Genomic DNA, 20,931 nt, shown 5'->3' with positions numbered 1-20,931 from the left:
TTGTAATGGAGATGGGGGATGAAGGTAACTTCAGTGTGCTTGGGTGTAGCCTGTGGTATTTTAGCTGGTGGAATGTCGTTACCAGCAACGGCTCAGGTGATATCGGATGGAACGACCAACACTATTGTCAACTCTATTGGTAATAATTTTACTATTCTTAATGGCATAGATAAAGGTAATAATTTATTTCATAGCTTCAGTAATTTCTCTGTACCCACAGGTAGCGCAGCGACTTTTGATTTAACAAATACGCCAAATATTACAACTATATTCAGTCGGGTCACTGGTGGAAATGTTTCCAATATTGATGGATTAATTCAAACTCTCAACGCGAATAATCCCGTGAGTTTGTTTTTAATGAATCCTAACGGGATTGTATTTGGAGAAAATGCCAGTTTAAATATTGGTGGCTCATTTGTGGGGACGACAGCGAGTAGTATTAAATTTGCCGATGGCACAGAATTTAGTGCTGTAAATCCAATTGAACCACCATTATTGACGATGAGTGTCCCTGTGGGATTGCAAATAGGAAGTAATGCAAGCCCAATCACAGTCCAAGGTACACCTGCCGACAATTTCTTCTTTCGGATGCCAACATTGTCAATGGCACCGAATCAAACTCTGGCACTGATTGGGGGACAAGTGGATATCAATAGTGCCAACATTTTTGCGCCGGATGGTCATGTGGAGTTGTGGGCGATGCAAAATGGTACGGTGAATATACCCACCTCTGGCAACTGGCAATTGGCGAGTTCATCTCCATCGCCGATGTGGGGTAATGTTACGCTCCGTCAGTCCTCCTATATCAACACCAGTGGGGCAATAGGAGGCGCAATCAATATTCGAGGTCGTGGTTTAACCTTGCAAGATGGCTCACAGATAGAATCCTCTACTGGGGCGAATGCCCAAGGACAGGGTATCAATCTCCAGACTACAGAATTTGTGGATTTACTGGGTATCTCTAACCCCGCCAATTATATCCCTTCCGGCTTAATGACCAGTGTAACTGGCAGTGGAGCAACTGCTGGAAATATCACGGTGGAGACTCAACGACTACGCCTTGCTAATAGTGCATGGATCAACTCCCTTAACTATGGTGCTAACTTTTTTACCTTCGCGCCGATTAATAATGCCAAAACAGGCAATATTACGGTTCGGGCCACAGATGTAGAAATCAGTGGTTACACACCATTTCCGAATCCGTTTACAGGGGTCTATGTCTCAGGAGCAATTACAACGTTAGTTTCGGGAGGACAACAGAATAACAGTGGTACAATTACGGTGGAGGCTGAACGGATACGACTACTGGATGGGGGACGCATTAGCACTGATTTGTTTGCGGCTTTATCTCCTGTGACTGGGAAAGCTGGAGATATTTCTGTGAAAGCAACTGAGAGCCTGGAGATTTGTGGGACAACAGCCAACAGTTTTAACAGTGCGATCGTTAGTTCAATTCTCAACTTGGCGGATGGTCAGGGTGGCAATATTACGATTCAGGCAGGTCAACTCAACCTTGCTGCTGGTGGGACTATCTCCAGTCAAATCGCTGGAAATGAGAATCCGGCGATCGCAGGTAGAGGAACAGCTGGGAATATCACTATTCAATCTACCGATGTACAAGTCAGCGATTCTTTGATTGATGTTTATACCCAGGCTACCAGTGGTATCACTGTAGCAATAGGGCAGAATTCCACCGCTAAGGGAGGCAATATTCACCTGACAGCAGATAGTTTGCGGGTCTTCAATGGTGGACAAATTAGCTCCTCCACAGATGGTAATGGTGCGGCAGGCAACGTTAATCTGCAAGTCAATAATATAACCGTAGAGGGTAATTCCCAACCCTTAACGGATGGTCGCATTTTCCCAAGTACCATTACGGCGGCTTCTACTACCACCTCTGATGCTGGTTCAGTTAGTCTAGTAGCGAATCGGCTCAATATCCTGGATAATGGGCAAATTTCTGTCAGTAATACAGGTGGTGGCTATTCTGGAAACTTGCTAGTTAATGCCAACCAAATCAAGCTGGAGCAAGGAGGTAGTCTGATTTCGGAAGTTTCCGCAGGCGATCGCGGTAACATTACTCTCAATACTGATGTTCTATTGATGCGTTATGGCAGTAAAATTAACACCAATGCCACAGGTACAGCCACAGGCGGCAATATCAGGATTAATGCACCGATTATTATTGGTTTAGAAAATAGCGATATTACAGCAAATGCGATTGAAGGGGCTGGTGGCAATATTGATATTACAACTCAAGGTATATTTGGGTTAAAATACCGTGACCAGTTAACCAATGAAAGCGACATTACCGCTAGTTCTGAATTTGGTGTCAACGGTACGGTTGATATTAACAATTTTGGTGTTGATCCTAATTCAGGTTTAGTCGAATTACCCGTAAATCTAACAGACCCATCCCAACAAATTGCCGCAGGTTGTGCAGATAACAGTGGTAGTAGTTTTATCGCTACAGGAAGAGGAGGAATACCCCAAAATCCCACACAGGAAGTCAGGAGCGATGTCTACGACGGGCTACGCCTACGCACCTGGTCTGATATTCGTGATATCTCTGCATTCCGCCAAACTCAGCCAGTACAAGCGAAAATCTCCACCACCCCAGAAAACCTTGTTCAGGCAACTTCTTGGCATCGCAATGCCCAAGGAAAAATTGAGTTAATTGCAGATAAATCTCCCACTCAAGTGCAACAAACATTAACCTGTGCTGCTATTCCCAAAAGTTAATTACAATCCATAGAGATGTTACAAAAAATACTTTTATGGGAAACCTATATATATAGGTAAAACGGAGATTGGTTGATGAAAGTCACTTTTGTAGGGTTCGGTTTAATCAGTGGAATGTTAGCATGTGCAATTTACAGCACTTCGGTTAACGCTCAAGTGGCTCCCGATGGAACCCTCAAAACTACCGTTTCCCAAAGTGGTAATAATTTCACCATCACTAATGGCGATCGCGTTGGCAATAATTTATTTCATAGTTTCAGTCAGTTTTCTATTCCCAGTCAAGGTTCTGCATTCTTCAACAACGCTTCAGATATTCAAAATATTTTTAGTCGTGTGACAGGTGGCACTATCTCAAATATCGATGGTTTAATTAAAGCTAACGGTAATGCCAATTTATTCTTGCTCAACCCCAGTGGAATTGTATTTGGACAAAATGCCAGCTTAAATATTGGTGGTTCATTTGTGGGAACGACAGCCAATAGTATTAAATTTGCTGATGGCACAGAATTTAGTGCTGTTAATCCCACTGCTAACCCGTTGTTAACCATGAGCGTACCCATCGGACTACAAATGGGGCAAAATTCGGGAGATATTCAAGTACAGGGAAGTGGACATCAATTGACAGGAGGAGCATTTACCCCTGTAATTCGGGATAATACACAATCAACCTTAGAGGTGAATTCCGGAAACGCGATCGCATTAGTTGGGCAAAATGTCACTTTGTCAGGTGGGGTTTTAACTGCTGAAAATGGCAGAGTTGAAGTAGGTGCAGTCAAAGCAGGCACAGTTAATATTAATTCTACATCCTCAGATTTTCAATTAGATTATGCAAATATTGAAAGTTTTGGAGATATCCAACTTGTAAATCAATCTTTAGTCGATGCAAGTGGGTTAACTAGTCGTGGAATTCAATTGCAAGGGCAAAATATTAGTCTTAAAGATGGTTCTGCTGCTTTGATTCAAACTGTGGGAAGCCAAGCTCCTAATAGTATTCGTGTTCGTGCAACAGGTTCTTTAGACCTTTCTGGAGATGTGAGAACAGCACCGGATGTAGGAATTGTGAGGGGAGTTATTTCTAGTCGCTTGATGACTGAAAATCTGGGTCTAGGGAAAGGTGCTAATATCGATGTTTCTGCCGGAAACTTACGCCTAAATGATGGGGGTATTGTCGTGGCAAGAACTTATGGTTTCGACTCTGGGGGTAATATTAATGTAAATATTGCCAGAGATATTCAAATTAATCGTGTAACACCGCTAGATCCGATTGCTACTAGTGGAATTGCTACACCTAGCTTTGGCTCTGGGAAATCGGGCAATATGAATATCACTGCATCGAACCTAACAATTACAGATGGCGGCTTAATTATTTCTAACAATTTTGGAAAAGGGGATAGCGGAAATGTAAATGTGAATGTTTCCGGAGCTATAGAAATTAAGGGTATATATCCAATAACTTTAGCTCCTGCTAATATTAGTTCAACTGTATTTGGCAAAGGTAATGGTGGTTATTTAAATATAAATACATCCAGGCTGATTTTAGAGACTGGCGGGAATGTTGCTACTGCAACTGTCAATAGTGGTGCTGGTGGCAAACTCACCATTAATGCTTCTGAATCAATAGAACTCAGGGATGGCAGTATTAGCGCAGCAGCTCCAATTTTACCGACAACTTTGCGTCAAGCATTTGGACTTCCTGATCGCCCTAGTGGAAATGCTGGTAGTTTAACCATTAATACTCCTACATTGCAAATAGATAATGGAGGATTGGTTACTGTCAATAATGAAGGATTGGGAAATGGGGGAATTTTAACTATAAATGCAAATTCCTTACGACTCGATAACAAGGGTCAAGTAATTGCTAATACGGCTTCTGGGGAAGGTGGTAACATCAACTTAAATCTCAAATCTGACTTGATTTTACGAAACAATAGTTTCATTTCGACAGAGGCTAAAGGTAATGGCAATGGTGGTAACATTGATATCAATTCTCCTATCATTTTGGGTTTAGAAAATAGCGATATCATTGCCAATGCAGTGCAAGGAAATGGTGGCAATATCGACATTACTACTCAAGGTATTATTGGTCTAGAATTCCGTGATATTCTCACTCCCAGGGAAGACCTCACCAATGACATTACCGCCAGTTCCCAATCCAATCTCAACGGCAATGTGGAAATTAATAATGTTGGTGTTGACCCCAATTCAGGTTTAGTCGAATTACCTGCCACTGTCAACGACCCATCCCAGCAAATTGCGACAGGATGTACTGATAATCAAGGCAGTAGTTTTATCGCTACAGGAAGGGGTGGAATACCCCAAAATCCCACACAGGAAGTCAGGAGCGCTCGCACCTGGTCAGATATTCGTAATCTCACTGCATATCGGAAAATAGAACCAGTACAAGCGAAAATTCCCACTACCCCAGAAACCCTTGTCCAAGCTACTTCTTGGCATCGCAATGCCCAAGGAAAAATTGAATTAGTTGCAGATAACTCTTCTACTCAAGTACAACCATCTTTAACCTGTGCTGCTGTTGCCAATAATTAATAGTATCCCATTAAAATTCTTCACAAGTTAAAAATAATGCCTTGATTGGGAACCCTAATACTATATACGAAGAGGTTATTTAAGATCATGAGAGCGATCGCCAATCTGGGAGCATTCACAATTGGGTTTTTCAGTTCTACCCTGATACTGCCGGCAATGGCTCAGGTCACATCGGATGGCACTACCAACACTGTTGTCAATGCAATTAATAACAATTTTACGATTATCAACGGTATAGAAAAAGGTAATAATTTATTCCATAGCTTCAGTAATTTATCTGTACCCACTGGTGGTTCTGCCAACTTTGATTTAGTCAATACGCCCAATATTACAACTATATTCAGTCGGGTTACAGGGGGAAATGTTTCTCAGATTGATGGATTAATTCAAACTCTCAACGCAAATAATCCCGTGAGTTTGTTTTTAATGAATCCCAATGGAATTGTATTTGGGGAAAATGCCAGTTTGAATATTGGTGGTTCCTTTGTGGGGACGACAGCGAATAGTATTAAATTTGCCGATGGCACAGAATTTAGGGCGGTAAATTCTAATGAAGCACCGTTGTTAACCATGAGTGTCCCTGTGGGTTTGCAGATGGGAAGTAATGCAGGAGCAATTACAGTCCAAGGTACACCCGCCAATAATTTCGCCTTGCGGATGCCAACATTGTCAATGTCACCAAATCAAACCCTGGCGCTGGTTGGAGGACAAGTCGATATCAATAGTGCCAACATCTTGGCACCAGATAGTCGTGTGGAACTATGGGCGATGCAAAATGGCACAGTAAATATACCCACCTCTGGTAACTGGCAATTGGCGAGTTCATCTTTAGCGCCAACCTGGGGCAATATTACCCTGCGTCAGTCTGCCAATATCAACACCAGTGGCGCGATTGGCGGTGCAATTAATATTCGGGGTCGTGGTTTAACCTTGGAAGATGGCTCACATATAGAATCATCCACAGGGGCGAATGGGCAAGGGCAGGGTATTAATGTTCAGACGACAGAATTTGTGGATTTGTTGGGTGTCTCCCATCCAGAGAATTATTTCTTACCAGGTCTCACCACAAATGTAACTGGTAGCGGAGCGACTGCCGGAAATATTCAGATTGATACTCAGAGGTTACGCCTGCTCACGGGGGCATGGATATCTTCTTTAACCTCTATGGACTCGAATACTGGTACTCCAGTCATAAATTCCAACACAGGGCAAATTAGAGTCCGTGCCACTGATGTAGAGGTACAGGGGTATAATCCCACGCCCAACTTTTTGGGTAGCTATTTTGTGAGTGCGATCGCAACTTTAGTAACTGGGGGACAAAACAATAACAGTGGTGCAATTACTGTTGATGCTGAACGGGTACGGTTACTAGACGGGGCGCGCTTCAGCACCGATGTGCTTGGGCCTATCTTTCCTCCTTTCACACCTACCTTCGGCAATGCTGGCAATATTTCCGTGACGGCGAGAGAAAGTCTAGAGATTCGGGGGACAAGTCCCGAACTGTTTAGCAGTGCAATCATTAGTTCAATTCAAGCCTTAGCGGTTGGAGAGGCGGGAGATATCCAGATAACTGCTGGGCAACTTTCCTTGGCTAAGGGTGGGACTATCTCCAGTGCGATCGCAGGGAATCCAATTGCTACTAATGCAGGTCAAGGTGCAGCTGGAAATATCACTATTCAAGCCACCAATGTACAAGTTAGTGAGCCGGTGATTGACCCTTACAATCAGTACCCTAGTGGGATTACTGTGGCAGTCGGACTGAATGCTAGTGGTAAAGGGGGCAACATTAACCTAATAGCCGATAACTTGCGCGTCTTCAATGGTGGACAAATTGCCTCATCCACAGATGGCAATGGTGCGGCGGGGAATATTAACTTACAGGTAAAGAACATTGATGTGGAAGGTATCTCTCAAACTTTAAACAACGGTCAGATTTTACCTAGTCGCATCACGGCATCTTCAACCACTAGCTTTGCTGCGGGTTCAGTAAATATTCAAGCAGATACGTTAAGCATCAGCAATCGTGGAGAAATTAACGCTTCTACCCAAATCGGTCAAGGGGGCGACATTCAACTGCAAATTGGCGATACATTGAAACTGAACAACCAAGGACAAATCCTTGCCAATGCCCAAGCAGCCGGACAGGGGGGAAATATTAACATTGCCGCAGGAACAACACTTCTGGAGCAAAATAGCACAATTTCCACCAATGCCCAAGGCACAGCTACGGGAGGGGCATTGAATTTAACGAGCGATCGCCTGTCTTTGTCTGGAGCTTCCAATCTATCGGTAATTACAGGGGGTTCGGGTAAAGCTGGTGACTTATTTGTCCAAGCAAGAGATATTGAAATTACTGGAGTCGCATTTGCTGAAGTTTCTGGTTTCGGGCTAATTCCCAACCCCAGTTATATTGGTGCAGGTGCTTTTCCTGGTAGTAGCGGGGAAGGTGGTAGTATCACAGTGATGGGCGATCGCATCCGGATTCTTGATGGTGGATTTGTGAGTGCAGGGACAGCTTCTGGGACAGGTAAGGCAGGAGATGTGACAGTTATTGCCAATGAATTGCTAGAAGTTAGGGGCATTGGTAACTTACCTGCTCCCCTCTTTAGCTACTTAACCAATCATCCCAGTCGGATTTCAGCTACATCTTTGTCTGATGCTGCGGCAGGTTCGGTAAAAATTCAAGCCCCATCTATTGTGGTAGCTGATGGTGGTGTTATCGAGGTAAATGGAGCTGGTGCTGGTGGTGCAGGAAACCTGAATTTGGTAGGCGATCGCATTTCCCTGACTAATGGCGCTAGTCTCCAGGCACAAGTTGCAGGGGGCGACCAAGGGAACATTACCATAGATAGTAACTTACTGCTATTGCGTAACGGTAGCACCATTACCACCAATGCCACTGGAACTGCCAGTGGTGGTAACATCTCTATTGCTTCCCCCGTCATCATCGGCTTAGAAAACAGCGACATCATCGCCAATGCCGTCCAAGGTAATGGCGGTAACATCAACATCAGCACTCAAGGACTATTTGGGCTAGAGTTCCGCGACCAACTCACCCCCGAAAGTGACATTACCGCCAGTTCCGAATTTGGAGTTAGTGGCACAGTCCAAATTAATAATATCGGTGTTGATCCTAATTCAGGTTTAGTTGAATTACCCACAAATCTAACAGACCCATCACAACAAATTGCCGCAGGTTGTGCAGACACCAGCAATAATAGTTTTATCGCCACAGGAAGAGGTGGAATACCCCAAAATCCCACACAGGAAGTCAGGAGCGCTCGCACCTGGTCAGATATTCGTAATCTCACTGCATATCGGAAAATAGAACCAGTACAAGCGAAAATTCCCACTACCCCAGAAACCCTTGTCCAAGCTACTTCTTGGCATCGCAATGCCCAAGGAAAAATTGAATTAGTTGCAGATAAAGCTTCCAGTAATACGCAACAAGCATTAACCTGTGCTGCTGTTCCTAAAAGTTAATGATTTGAGGAACAAGAGACATTTTCAAAAATAGCTAAAGCCTTACCACAACATGAGTTTGATGGTGAACTTAAACATACGTGATCGGGATTATTTGGAATTGCAATTTGTGTGAGCGATCGCATCTAGTTAAATAGGGAGTTTGCCTCTTTCAATCCCTGATTTCTCTAACTCTATCTCAAGATAGATGTTAAGCAAATGGCAATTTGTATATTCGTGAGTAGCGAATTGCTTATTGATGATAATTTTCCCATTGAGGATTTTGATCTTGCCATTGGTATTCTGGATTTGGGGTTGTGCGATCGCGCTGTTGCAATTTCCGATTATACTCTTGCCATTGACGTTTATTATTTTGCCATTGGCGATCGCGTTGTTCTTGTAATTTGCGATTAAATTCTTGCCATTGATGTTCCTGTTGATTTTGGTTTCTTTGTAATTCTTGTAAATTCAAATTTCTAAGTCTATTTTGGTTTACTTGCCAATGTTCGACATTATCACCATCAAAAGATGGATTTTTCGCTAATACTCTTGGTGAAAAGTAGTTGTTGGTTAGTGTGCCTACAACTAGCAATAATGAACATGATACAAGTGAAAAGTTTTGCTTCCGCATAGGATTCAACATAGAGTTCACCTACTCCATTCAAGTTAAGTATTTCTTCCTGTCGCTTTGAGTCCTTAATTTATTAATCAGATTAATTAGAGAAAATTCAATATTTAACCAAATAAAACAGCTTCTTGATAATTTCCATATTCATCAATAGTAACCATAATTCCATGACCTGCAAATAAATATCCATCATTATAAAAAAGCTGGATATTGCCGCTAGCATAAAAAACAATATCTTCTAACTTTATACTATCAATAAAATCTTGCACATCAATAATTTGACCATTGCTCCAACTATCATGATAACTCTTCAGCATTTGGTCAGAAATTAGACGACGTATATTCAACTCATGTTCCTGGAGTTTCGCAAAAGATTGGCGTGACATCATGATTACCGCACCCGTTTCTGCATCCTCTGGGTCTATAGTTATATTAACTATATGTTCTAAAGTGAATTGAACTTGACTTGACCAACATTCATCATCATCATCCCAAGCTAATTCACCTAAGATTTCATCGTAAATAGTTTGTGCGGTCATAATAAATTAAAAGTAAAGTAGCCTATTCTCGAAAGGTAAGCAAAATACTTAACCCGGAAATATTAACCCAAGATAATACAGCAATATTATTTAACTTGCAAACAATTTCCCAATTTTAATTATTAAACTAACAATATTGATTTATCTACAGCCGAATTCAGAATACATACACAATATTTAAAAAGAAAAAGAAACTATAGGAATCCGGTTTGATTTATGAAAAAAATGAAGTATTGTAGGATGCGTTAGGATGAAATCCGTAACGCATGATTATCCTGAAGAAATATGAAATGGTGCGTTACGCTGCGCTCACAGCACCCTACTTTTGCACTTTATTTAATTCACATTCTTTAATCCCAATGTTGTCGAGTGGCAATACAGAAAATGAGTAGCAAAATCAAACAAAATTACGAAATTGGTGAGAGAATTAACATCCCCCACCAATTTTTTGACATCCTGAAATCTCAACCCCTACGCACCTTCGCGTAACTTATCCAAGACAGTTCTATCTTCCAAAGTTGAAGTATCTCCTGACACCTCTTCTCCTGCTGCCAAATTCCGTAACAGCCGTCGCATAATCTTTCCAGAGCGAGTTTTAGGTAGTGCATCGGTAAAACGGATTTCACCGGGTCGAGCGATCGCGCCGATTTCTTTGACTACATGTTGCTTCAGTTCTTTACTAAGTTCGTCACTCCCTGTATACGTACCTTCTAAAGTCACAAAAGCAACAACCTCTTCGCCCTTTAAATCATCTGGCTTGCCAACAACAGCCGCTTCAGCTACCGCAGGATGGGAAACTAACGCCGATTCAACTTCCATTGTCCCCAGTCTATGCCCGGATACATTTAATACATCATCAACGCGACCCATAACCCAGAAATAACCATCTTCATCTTTTCGCGCACCATCCCCGGCAAAATAGGTGTATTTCCCATCTTTGGGGGGAATATGTTCCCAATAAGTACGGCGAAATCTCTCAGCATCCCCGTACACAGTCCGCATCATTCCTGGCCAGGGATATTTTACTGCTAAATAACCACCTTGATTTTCAGGGACAGAATTTCCATCCAAATCGACGATATCTGCAAGGATACCGGGGAAAGGACGAGTTGCCGAACCGGGTTTGGTGGGGATAGCCCCAGGAAGCGGAGTAATCATAATTCCCCCGGTTTCTGTTTGCCACCAAGTATCAACAATCGGGCATTTTTCCCCACCAATCACCTTGTGATACCACATCCAAGCTTCCGGATTAATGGGTTCACCGACAGTACCCAATAACCGCAGAGATGATAAATTACGAGCATTTGGATGTTGATCACCCATTTTAATGAAAGCACGTATTGCTGTGGGTGCAGTATAAAAAATATTGACCCCATATTTTTCAATTACATCCCAAAAACAGCCAGGATTCGATGCACGGGGCGCACCTTCATACATTACTGTCGTTGCTCCATTGGATAGGGGACCATAAACAATGTAGCTATGCCCAGTAATCCAACCGACATCGGCGGTACACCAATATACATCTGTATCCTGCAAATCAAAAATCCACTTGGTTGTCATGTGGGAATACAAGTTATAACCACCAGTGGTGTGAACAACTCCCTTCGGTTTGCCCGTACTTCCCGAAGTGTAAAGGATAAACAGCATATCTTCGCTGTCCATTGGCTCTGGGGGACAGTCTGGGCTAGCTTTCGCCTGCAATTCATGCCACCAATAGTCACGTTCTGTCTCCATTGTCACATCTTGGGCAGTACGTTTGACAACCAAAACATTGGTGACACTGGGACAAGCTCCATCAGCCAAAGCTTTATCAACTTGGGGTTTGAGGGGGACAATTGCATCTTTGCGCCAACCCCCATCGGCTGTGATGACTAGTTTCGCTTTACCGTCGTTGAGCCTATCTCGTAAGGCTTCGGCGCTGAAACCACCGAAGACAACGCTGTGTACTGCACCAATCCGGGCACAGGCGAGCATTGCGATCGCAGCTTCTGGTATCATCGGCATATAAACGCCGACGGTATCACCTTTTTTGACACCGAGATTTTTCAAGACATTGGCAAACTGAGAAACTTCCCGGTGGAGTTGGGCGTAGGTGATGGTGCGGGAGTCTCCCGGTTCCCCTTCCCAAATAATTGCGGCTTTATTTTTCCGCCATGTGGTGAGATGTCTGTCAATACAGTTGTAAGAAATATTAATCTTGCCGTTGACAAACCACTTGGCAAAGGGAGGATTTGTCCAATCGAGGGTAGTATCCCACTTTTGGAACCAGTGTAATTCGGTTTCCGCCAATTCAGCCCAAAATGCTTCGGGGTTTGCTTTAGCTTTGTTGTAGAGTGTTTCGTAGTCTGCCAGGCTTTTTACTTGTGCCTTTTGGGCAAACTCCTCACTGGGTGGGAATAAACGGTTTTCCTGAAGGATTGATTCTATCGTGGACTCGGACATAATTATAATTGCGATCGCGTGTTGTTACTGAACTTATTTTTAGCTGAAATTTACAGACAAATGTTTTGATTTTCATTAAAGATAACCAAAATTGCCAGGTTATGAGGAATACAATACTGGGAATTGGCGGATAATTGGTGCATCAAGTGAGGTATGGAAGTACAACCACGGGAAATTCAAAACTATATAACTGCACAAGGAAAAGAACCTTTTGCAGAATGGCTGGATGCTCTACGAGATATTCGGGCAATAGATAAAATAGAAAAAAGACTTAAACGGGTGCAATTAGGCAATTTAGGAGATTATAAATCAGTTGGCGAGGGTGTTTGTGAATTCAGAATTCAATATGGTTCCGGTTATCGTGTATATTTCGGACAAGTAGGAACTATAATTGTGCTTCTGCTCTGTGGTGGAGATAAAAGCACTCAGGACGAAGATATCGAGAAAGCGAAAGAATATTGGAGAGATTATGAACGAAGTCGAAATCCAAAGAAGTAGAAGGTATCAAGAATATTTAATCGAATCCTTGAAAAATCCAGAACGTGCTGCTGGTTATATTGCTGTCATGTTGGAATTAGACGAAGAAGGATATGATTCTGATATACTGCGATCGGCATTAGCAGAAGTTGTGGAAGCAAGAAAACAATTGGGCGATTTTTCGGAAGTTGGACAACAATGTTTTCAGAAGTTGGATAATATGCTTGCGGAAACTGGTGGTAAGGAAATTTTGGCTTTAATTGAGTTTCTTGATGCCTTGGGTTATCGAATTGGCATTGTCGGCAAAGAATAAAATTGAGTTATGGAAGTACAGCCAAGGGAAATTCAGGAATATCAAACAACAGAAAGTAAAATTCCCTTTGCAGAATGGCTGGAATCATTGCGAGATTTGCAAGCTAGAGTCAAAATTGAGAAAAGACTGGAAAGAGTCAGAAGCGGAAATTTAGGAGATTATAAATCAGTTGGTGACGGTGTTTACGAACTCAGAATTAATTTTGCTGGTGGGTATCGGGTTTATTTTGGACAGATTGGGACAAAAATAATACTTCTTCTGTGTGGTGGTATCAAAAGAACTCAAGACGAAGATATCGAAACAGCCAAAGAATATTGGAGAGATTATGAAAGACGTGAAAATACCAACAAGTAGAAGTTATCGCGAACACCTAATTGAATCGTTGAAGGATTCTGAACATGCTGCTGCTTATATTGCTGTCATGTTGGAATTAGACGAAGAAGGATATGATTCTGATATACTGCGATCGGTACTAGCAGAAGTTGTGGAAGCAAGGAAGCAATTGGGTGATTTTTCGGAAGTTGGACAACAGTGTTTTCAGAAGTTGGATAATATGCTTGCGGAAACCGGTGGTAAGGAAATTTTGGCTTTAATTGAGTTTTTGGATGCGTTGAGTTATCGAATTGGCATTGTCGGCAAAGAATAATATTGAGTTATGGAACTACAGTCGAGATAAGCTGATGTGCAGCTAAATTAACGTGAGTTCGATGAGTTATGAAGCCTAAAACTCTTATACTGTAATGCTTACGAGAATCAAGAGCTTCTAAACAACTCTGAGCTTATTGAGAATAAAATCAGTAACCCTTGAATTTATCGATTATTGACTTTGTTCTCAACTAATCATTGAGATAACTTTGAACCGTAGCTTCCAAAACCTCTGATTCACAAGAGTTATAGCGTTTGAAATCCGTCGAACTCACGTTAAATTATATAAGTCAAAAACCCAAAATAATTGTAGTACGGAGAGGAGTTTCCGGGGAGATGTTCTTCACGGAAAACTCCGGGGCATCTTGCTCGCGTCTTATATACAAATTAGATGCGTCGCAGCTTACCATCCAGTAGTGCAGTAAGTTGGATGGACATGTATCAATTTTTGATAAATATTGAGTTTGTATAGTAATCAAAATTTAGATATTTCGGGTCAATTGAAACTATAAATATTTATTGAGATTTATTCCGCTTCACCCAAACTGCAATTGTTTACTACTATTGTAAAATTTAAAACATGTAATATAATTAAGTTTGTCTAAAATTTAACCAATATTTTTTAGCAATTGAGGATTTGCTATGCGTCATGAAGTTATGCAAAAGTTAAAAAATTTATTAAAAGAAAGAAAAATCTTTAACTATAAAGATGGTTATGTTTATGGATGCCTTAACAATGAATTTGAGCTTACATCTGATGAATTACATTCTCTTGCGAAGGTTTTAGGATTTAAATATGGCTGGAATTCTACTGTTGAAGAAATATTAGAAAGTCAATGGCAAGAAGAATCTGATAGGATAAAAGAACTAAAGAGGGCAAAAGAGATTAGAGACCTCGAACAGAAAAAGAATAAGTTAGCAAATGAAATTAAATATTTAAATGACAAGGTTGAACTTGATCAAACTATTCAGAAATTACTTATGCAATACAAGTACATGAAGCTAGTAGATAGCGAGTTGACTGATGTTGAAAGAGGACTTATTGGCTTGATATTGAAGATGAATAACCAAGAACAGTTACAAATTTTGGAAATAATATACAAACGGTTTTATTAGCTTAGGAAATTGTTTTATTATGTCAACAAGAATAGAGCATTAAATTCTATAAATTGTTTCCATGAAAATCATCATTTGAATATTGAGTAGCGATTTCCAGTGAGTAATTTGGTTTTGTGAAAATTTAAAATGTAGGAATTCCCTTGTTGCGGAAGATAGCTAATGCTTGTTCCACTTCTTCTGGAGTCGGCGTTGGGGTTTCTTTAAGTTTATATTCGTAGCCTAATTCTTCCCATTTATATTCACCCATTTTATGAAATGGTAAAACATCAAGTCTCTCAACATTATCCAGTTTGGCAACAAAATCTGCTAACCCTTGAATATTTTCTACTTCATTCGTTAACCCAGGGACTAAAACAAATCTAATCCAGGTTGGTTTCTTAATTTCACTCAAATATTTGGCAATTATGAGTGTCGGTTCAATATCAACACCTGTGACTTTTGTGTAAGTTGCGGAGTCAAAAGATTTGATATCTAATAAAACTAAATCTACAAACTCGAAAACTGGCTTTGCTATCTCTAAATTACAAAATCCAGAGGTATCTAAAGCTGTATGTATACCTAATTCCTGACAACGCCGAAAAATTTCTCGGATAAATTCCGGTTGATATAAAGGTTCGCCACCGCTAATTGTCACACCCCCACCGGAAGCTTTCATGTAAGAAGTATATTTTTGAATTTCTGCGATTAATTCATCAACACTTACCTTTTTACCATTTTCCAGATAGCGACAATCGGGATTACTACAATACAAACAACGTAATGGACAGCCTGTAGCAAAAATTACAAAGCGGATGCCGGGACCATCGACTGTGCCACAGGTTTCGACTGAGTGGATGTAACCGAATGTGGTTGTTGATGTAGTGACTTGGGGTGTTTGATGGAACATAAAGTTAAGTTATCAAGTTTTATTTAATTGCTGTCAGCAAATTGTCCGGTAACTGGCGATATTCCGCAAACTCCATGGAAAAGGTTGCCATACCTTGAGAAAGCGATCGCACTTCGGTAGAATATCCAAACATCTCTGCTAGTGGGACTTCAGCGCGAATTACTACGTCGTTGTTGCGTGTTTCCGAACCGAGTAATAAGGCACGTCGGGATAGTAGTTTACCTTGGATACGTCCTAAAAATTGGCTGGGTGTCTCCACTTCGAGCAACATCATCGGTTCTAAAATAGTTGGTTTGGCTTTGGCAAATGCGGCTTCAAAACCCTGTTTGGCGGCGAATCGAAAAGCCATTTCCGAAGAGTCAATGGGATGGTATGAACCACCTTCAAGAATTACCTTCACCCCCATAATTGGATAACCCTTAAGCCATCCAGTTTTGAGTGCATCTTTAAAGCCTTGCTCGCAAGCTGCAATAAATTGCTTGGGAATTACACCACCAACAACTTGATTTTCAAATATAAATGAATCTTCACAGGGTTGCAAACGTCCTTTGATATGGGCGTATTGCCCAGCACCTCCGGTTTGTTTTTTCAAGGTGAAATCAAAGTTTGCTGTTTGGGTAATTGTTTCCCGATAAGCAACCGCAGGCGCACTCACATACACTTCGGCATGGTATTCTCTTTTCATCCGTTCTAAGTATATTTCCAGATGTAATTCACCCATTCCCGATATGAGGGTTTTATGGGATTCGGGATCAATGCTAATATGTAAAGTTGGGTCTTCCGCCGAAAAGCGATGTAAAGCCTTGGAAATTCGGTCAACATCTACCTGACTTTTAGGAGTAATCGCAATTGTCATTACAGGTTCCGGAACAAATATACCTTCTAGGGATAGATTTGTACCTGGAGAACACAGAGTATCACCCGATGCACAATTAACACCGACTAAACCCACAATCTCTCCAGCCGTGGCAAATTCCAGTTCTTGGCGCTTATCAACCTCAATTCTAACTAATCGATGCACACGCACTTGCTTTTGTGTGCGGCTGTTGTAAAGCTTGTCCCCTTGATGTAGTATTCCTGAATAGAGACGAGTATAGGTTAGCTGACCAAACTCATCATCTATTAGTTTAAAGGCGATCGCAACTACGGGGTTATCTGGTTCAGGATAAATTTGCACTGGCTGATTTGTCGCTACATCTATCGCTGTAATCGCACTTCGTTCTACAGGAGAAGGTAAATATAGGGCAATTGCATCCAGTAAATTCTGCACAGCTTTATTTTTGAATGCCGAACCCATCAACACAGGTGTAAACTCTAAACACAGGGTTCCCTGACGAATGGCATCCCAAATTAGTTGGGGCGGTATTTCTTCCCCAGCAATCAACTTCGCCATCATCACTTCCGAATGGATGGAAATTTGATCAAGAAGTTTGTCCCTGGCAACTTGTGCTGCTGCTTGTAAAGCTTCAGGAATTGGTTTCTTCAGCCAATTTTCGCCATTTTCACCTTCAAAGTAATGGGCTGTCATCTCAATCAAATCAATCACACCCTCAAACCCATCTTCCAAGCCAATTGGGTATTGCAACACCACCGGATTTAAACCCAGTTTCTCCCGCAAGGCATCAACTACACGAAAAGGATTTGCCCCCACACGGTCGAGTTTATTGATAAAAGCGATACGTGGTACTTGATAGCGTTTCATTTGCCTATCCACGGTGATAGATTGTGACTGCACACCTGCCACACCACATAAAACCATAATTGCACCATCAAGAATTCGTAGCGATCGCTCAACTTCTATCGTAAAATCCACATGTCCGGGTGTATCAATTAAGTTAATTTGTGTACCATCCCAAAAACAGGTGACAGCCGCCGAGGTGATGGTAATACCCTTTTCGCGTTCCAACTCCATATAATCCATCGTTGCACCATCGCCATCACTACCTACCTCTGCGATTTTGTGGATTTTCCCTGTGTAGTACAAAATGCGTTCGGAAAGGGTGGTTTTTCCGGCATCAATATGTGCGGAAATGCCAATATTGCGAATGTTACTGCGAGGAATCATAGTTATTATTCCTGAGTGCTGGCGTTATTATTCAATCCCATCTTTGAAGGTAATTAAAAAATGTGAGGATTTTGTGAGCAATACCAACTCTGATTGAGGTACAGCTTGAGAAGTTAAACAAAAATGGCTATTAGCGGTTAGCTTTAACCAATCAATTGAGCAACCCGAATTGCGGAAGTAATCGCCCCTTCATGTAAACCATCCCCAAGATAAGCTCCTGCATGGTAAGTGTTATTCTCACCATTTGTAGCCACGATTTCATCTCTGTATCGAAATGACTCCACAGTATATAGGGGGGTATGATGTTGCTGAATGTGGAGAATTTTATCTTTGGCAATCAAACTTTCTAAGTTAAATGCCAAACTATATTCGGGAGGTGATGCGACTCCACAAAGCTGGTTGAGATAGGCATTGTATCCCCATCCATTCTGGGTTTGAAAAAAATCGAATTCTGAAAATTTTTTAATTCCATATCTTGTATACATAGATGTATCGGTATGCAAAAAAGTGTTGATATGGTTTTCTTTCCATCCCGAAAATCGCTTGATTTCTGCATCTGTTGGATCAGATAATAATTTGATTACTTGGTCTGGTGGTGTTGCAAAAACTACTTTGTCAAATACAGATGTTGTACCCTCTAAAAGGCTAATTTTTACTTGCTCTCCACTACGCGAAATCTTGGTAATTTCAGCATTCAGCACAATATCACCTTGGAAGCGTTCCAAGATTTTTTCAATATAGGAATACACTCCACCTTTAATTCTTACCCAACTCGTAAATACATAATCTTTGAGAGCCGGAATTGCTAATTCTGCGGGAAAATTATCAATGAGTTCAAATGCCATTGAGTAGCTATACATTGTCGATAACTTTAACCAACAATTGCGGATACATTCTCCTTTTAAATATGCTGACATCGGCTGATTGTAGAAATCTTGCATTCGCGAAAATTTCGCTTGTAGCCAGAGTCCCGCAGAACGAGCGTAAAGAGTATCAAGACGTAGATATTCAAGCCAATGCGGAATTCCTGTGAAGTTTTTTTGGATGGCGACACCAGAAAGAAAATGACTACCATCTTTTAAAAATAGTCCAGAGCCAATATTCACTGGTTCTAATTCCACTCCTAATTCTGCCATCAAATGCAAAAAATTATGGAATTTTACGGGGAATTCCAACACGCCATTTTCTAAAATCTCCTCACAGTTCGAGTGATTAGGCTTAACATTTTGATTTAATGTGCGAATATGTCCACCTAAGATGGATTGTTTTTCAAAAACAGTGACATGATGACCATTTTTATTGAGTAGGTATGCTGTCACCATCCCACTTGCTCCACTGCCAATAATTGCTAGTTTCATATCTAATTCCCATTTACGTAATACTAGCCCTTTGCTAAAAGCATATCTCCCGATAATTTCTGATACAAATTCGCTCCTGTCCAAAATGTCGGAGCAAATCCTGGATAGCCTGATGAGGCATTGCAAAAGTAAAAATGATTTAAAGAAGTTTGATGATTCAATCTGCCAATGCCCATATTTTGAGGTGTCAAATTAGAGCCATAGGAATTACCATTGGGGCACCAACAAAATCTTTCATTAGTGGTGGGACTTCCGGTAACTTTGAAAACAAGATGTTTTCTAAAGTTGGGAATATAGTATTTTTCCACTATGTCAATAATGCGATCAAAAATCTCATCTTTTTTCTGCCTATAAGCCTTCTTATCACGCTGTTGTAAATTATTGAAGTAGTTATAGTTAGCAACAGTCAAAAACTCAATAATTTGGCAATCTTCTGGACAATCCCGTTCCTCTGATGTCAGTAAAGTTGGTGTTGTGATTGCAAAACTGGGATGAGAAAAATCATTTTTTTCATACATTTGTGCAAATGTTTGATTTAAATCTTGATTTTCGATATGAAAAGTATTCCATTTACCAAACCCGTAATCGCGTAAATCAATATCCTTGACAACACAATAAGCCATGTAGTTGGAAGGAGAGTAATCGTAGTTCAGCTTATTTCTAACTGTGCGCGAAAACTTTTCTATACCTATCATCTGCGCCGCTTTTTTCGGGTCAATATTACAGATAATTGTGTCACCTGTAAATTCATGACTTTGATGTGTGATTTTATCGGTAGCAATAACTCCATTAACAGTTTTTCCTGCCACAATAAAATTAGTTACTTCATGATTAAGAAGCAGTTCTCCATTATTTTCGGTAATGACTTTCACCAAAGAATTAATCACATGTTCAAAATGCTTTGTTGGGTAAAAAGCCCCTTGTTGATATCCAGTAAATAAAATTACCCAAGCATAGAAAGAAAGTTGATTTGGAGGTAGTAAAAAATCAACCCATTGCAGAGCTAACAGTGTTTGTGCAGCTTGCGGCAACTTAAATTTATCAAAAACATCCTGAAGTGTACTATTTAGATACCTCAAAGTCTTTAAAGCGACTCCAAAATGCTTGAATAATTCAGTGGAAATAATTGGTGGTGATAATATTTTTAATCCCTGACTTACCTTTTGAACTTCGGAAATAAACCTGTGAATATTATCAGTATGTTCAGGAAAAAGAGTAGAAAGTCTCTGAATTAACTTTTCCGGTTCCGAAGGAATATCGAGGGAATAACCGGGCATTCTCATATGATCAAACCCATCAGGATTATACCGCTCAAATGTCACTTCCTTATCCAAACCCAATTGTTTGAGAACCCGATTTACCGTATATCCTTCACCACAATCCCAAACATAATGAAGTTGAGCATTAAACTTATATTTTTTTGCCAGTGTAAACGTGTGCCCAAAACCCCCCGGATATTCATGTGCTTCTAATATCTGCACTTTCTTCCCAGATTTTGCCATGAGTGCCCCAAACACCAACGCCGACAAGCCGCTACCAACAATCAAATAATCTGTTTTCATGTTGTCTCTCCTTTTCCATAGCTGTGCAAAGTATGTTGCAAGTATTTAGGAATTATGTAGAAATCAGTAGTGCAAGCGTCTCGCTTGCTTTTCCCCAAGCAGTGCAAGCATCTCACTTGCTTTTTTCCAAAGGTGGGCAAGCA

At 40.9% G+C, this 20,931-nt stretch carries 15 protein-coding genes; 8 read left to right on the top strand and 7 right to left on the bottom strand.

Annotated features, from left to right (window positions below):
• Positions 1-18 precede the first annotated feature (18 nt).
• The 3 genes from VB733_RS16710 to VB733_RS16700 all read left to right on the top strand — a co-directional run bounded on the left by VB733_RS16710 (position 19) and on the right by VB733_RS16700 (position 8,772).
• Positions 19-2,742, top strand: coding sequence for an S-layer family protein (locus tag VB733_RS16710; RefSeq protein WP_323341190.1), 2,724 nt, complete (start codon positions 19-21; stop codon positions 2,740-2,742).
• Between the two features lie 75 nt (positions 2,743-2,817).
• Positions 2,818-5,289, top strand: a complete 2,472-nt coding sequence (locus VB733_RS16705; protein WP_323341189.1) for an S-layer family protein — start codon at positions 2,818-2,820, stop codon at positions 5,287-5,289.
• Between the two features lie 87 nt (positions 5,290-5,376).
• Positions 5,377-8,772: a filamentous hemagglutinin N-terminal domain-containing protein gene (locus VB733_RS16700; RefSeq protein ID WP_323341188.1), complete on the top strand. Its 3,396-nt coding sequence runs from the start codon at positions 5,377-5,379 to the stop codon at positions 8,770-8,772.
• A 232-nt stretch (positions 8,773-9,004) separates the two neighbouring features.
• Here the strand turns inward: VB733_RS16700 and VB733_RS16695 are convergent, their stop codons facing one another.
• The 3 genes from VB733_RS16695 to acs all read right to left on the bottom strand — a co-directional run bounded on the left by VB733_RS16695 (position 9,005) and on the right by acs (position 12,363).
• The gene (locus VB733_RS16695; RefSeq protein WP_323341187.1) at positions 9,005-9,394 is read right to left on the bottom strand and encodes a hypothetical protein; all 390 of its coding nucleotides are present in this window, start codon (positions 9,392-9,394) and stop codon (positions 9,005-9,007) included.
• Positions 9,395-9,486: 92 nt separating this feature from the next.
• Positions 9,487-9,918 (bottom strand): DUF2262 domain-containing protein, encoded by a 432-nt coding sequence (locus VB733_RS16690; RefSeq protein WP_323341186.1) that lies wholly within the window; start codon positions 9,916-9,918, stop codon positions 9,487-9,489.
• A gap of 471 nt (positions 9,919-10,389) precedes the next feature.
• Positions 10,390-12,363: an acetate--CoA ligase gene (gene acs, locus VB733_RS16685; RefSeq protein ID WP_323341185.1), complete on the bottom strand. Its 1,974-nt coding sequence runs from the start codon at positions 12,361-12,363 to the stop codon at positions 10,390-10,392.
• A 153-nt stretch (positions 12,364-12,516) separates the two neighbouring features.
• Here acs and VB733_RS16680 point away from each other — a divergent pair, with 153 nt between their 5' ends.
• The 5 genes from VB733_RS16680 (at position 12,517) to VB733_RS16660 (ending at position 14,914) form a co-directional block, all read left to right on the top strand.
• Positions 12,517-12,861, top strand: coding sequence for a type II toxin-antitoxin system RelE/ParE family toxin (locus tag VB733_RS16680; RefSeq protein ID WP_323341184.1), 345 nt, complete (start codon positions 12,517-12,519; stop codon positions 12,859-12,861).
• Positions 12,833-13,153 (top strand): transcriptional regulator, encoded by a 321-nt coding sequence (locus VB733_RS16675; RefSeq protein WP_323341183.1) that lies wholly within the window; start codon positions 12,833-12,835, stop codon positions 13,151-13,153. Before VB733_RS16680 ends, VB733_RS16675 begins: the two co-directional genes overlap by 29 nt.
• 9 nt (positions 13,154-13,162) lie before the next feature.
• Complete coding sequence (locus VB733_RS16670; protein WP_323341182.1) at positions 13,163-13,507, top strand: type II toxin-antitoxin system RelE/ParE family toxin; 345 nt, start codon at positions 13,163-13,165, stop codon at positions 13,505-13,507.
• Entirely contained in the window at positions 13,479-13,799 is a 321-nt protein-coding gene (locus VB733_RS16665) for a transcriptional regulator (RefSeq protein WP_323341181.1), read from the top strand. The genes VB733_RS16670 and VB733_RS16665 overlap by 29 nt, the downstream gene beginning before the upstream one ends.
• Positions 13,800-14,440: 641 nt before the next feature.
• Complete coding sequence (locus VB733_RS16660; RefSeq protein WP_323341180.1) at positions 14,441-14,914, top strand: hypothetical protein; 474 nt, start codon at positions 14,441-14,443, stop codon at positions 14,912-14,914.
• Between the two features lie 124 nt (positions 14,915-15,038).
• Here the strand turns inward: VB733_RS16660 and pflA are convergent, their stop codons facing one another.
• From pflA to VB733_RS16640, 4 genes are all read right to left on the bottom strand, one after another.
• Positions 15,039-15,803 (bottom strand): pyruvate formate-lyase-activating protein, encoded by a 765-nt coding sequence (gene pflA / locus VB733_RS16655; protein ID WP_323341179.1) that lies wholly within the window; start codon positions 15,801-15,803, stop codon positions 15,039-15,041.
• A gap of 19 nt (positions 15,804-15,822) precedes the next feature.
• The gene (gene fusA / locus VB733_RS16650; RefSeq protein ID WP_323341178.1) at positions 15,823-17,868 is read right to left on the bottom strand and encodes an elongation factor G; all 2,046 of its coding nucleotides are present in this window, start codon (positions 17,866-17,868) and stop codon (positions 15,823-15,825) included.
• Positions 17,869-18,011: 143 nt separating this feature from the next.
• Complete coding sequence (locus VB733_RS16645; protein WP_323341177.1) at positions 18,012-19,226, bottom strand: FAD-dependent oxidoreductase; 1,215 nt, start codon at positions 19,224-19,226, stop codon at positions 18,012-18,014.
• A 23-nt stretch (positions 19,227-19,249) separates the two neighbouring features.
• Positions 19,250-20,788 (bottom strand): NAD(P)/FAD-dependent oxidoreductase, encoded by a 1,539-nt coding sequence (locus VB733_RS16640; RefSeq protein WP_323341176.1) that lies wholly within the window; start codon positions 20,786-20,788, stop codon positions 19,250-19,252.
• Between the last annotated feature and the right edge of the window lie 143 nt (positions 20,789-20,931).

It is taken from the genome of Calothrix sp. UHCC 0171 (assembly GCF_034931845.1).
In the GTDB taxonomy this organism is placed as follows: Bacteria; Cyanobacteriota; Cyanobacteriia; order Cyanobacteriales; family Nostocaceae; genus Brunnivagina.
The sequence above is the reverse complement of the archived record's forward strand: the minus strand, read 5'-3'. Positions and strand labels throughout refer to the sequence as shown.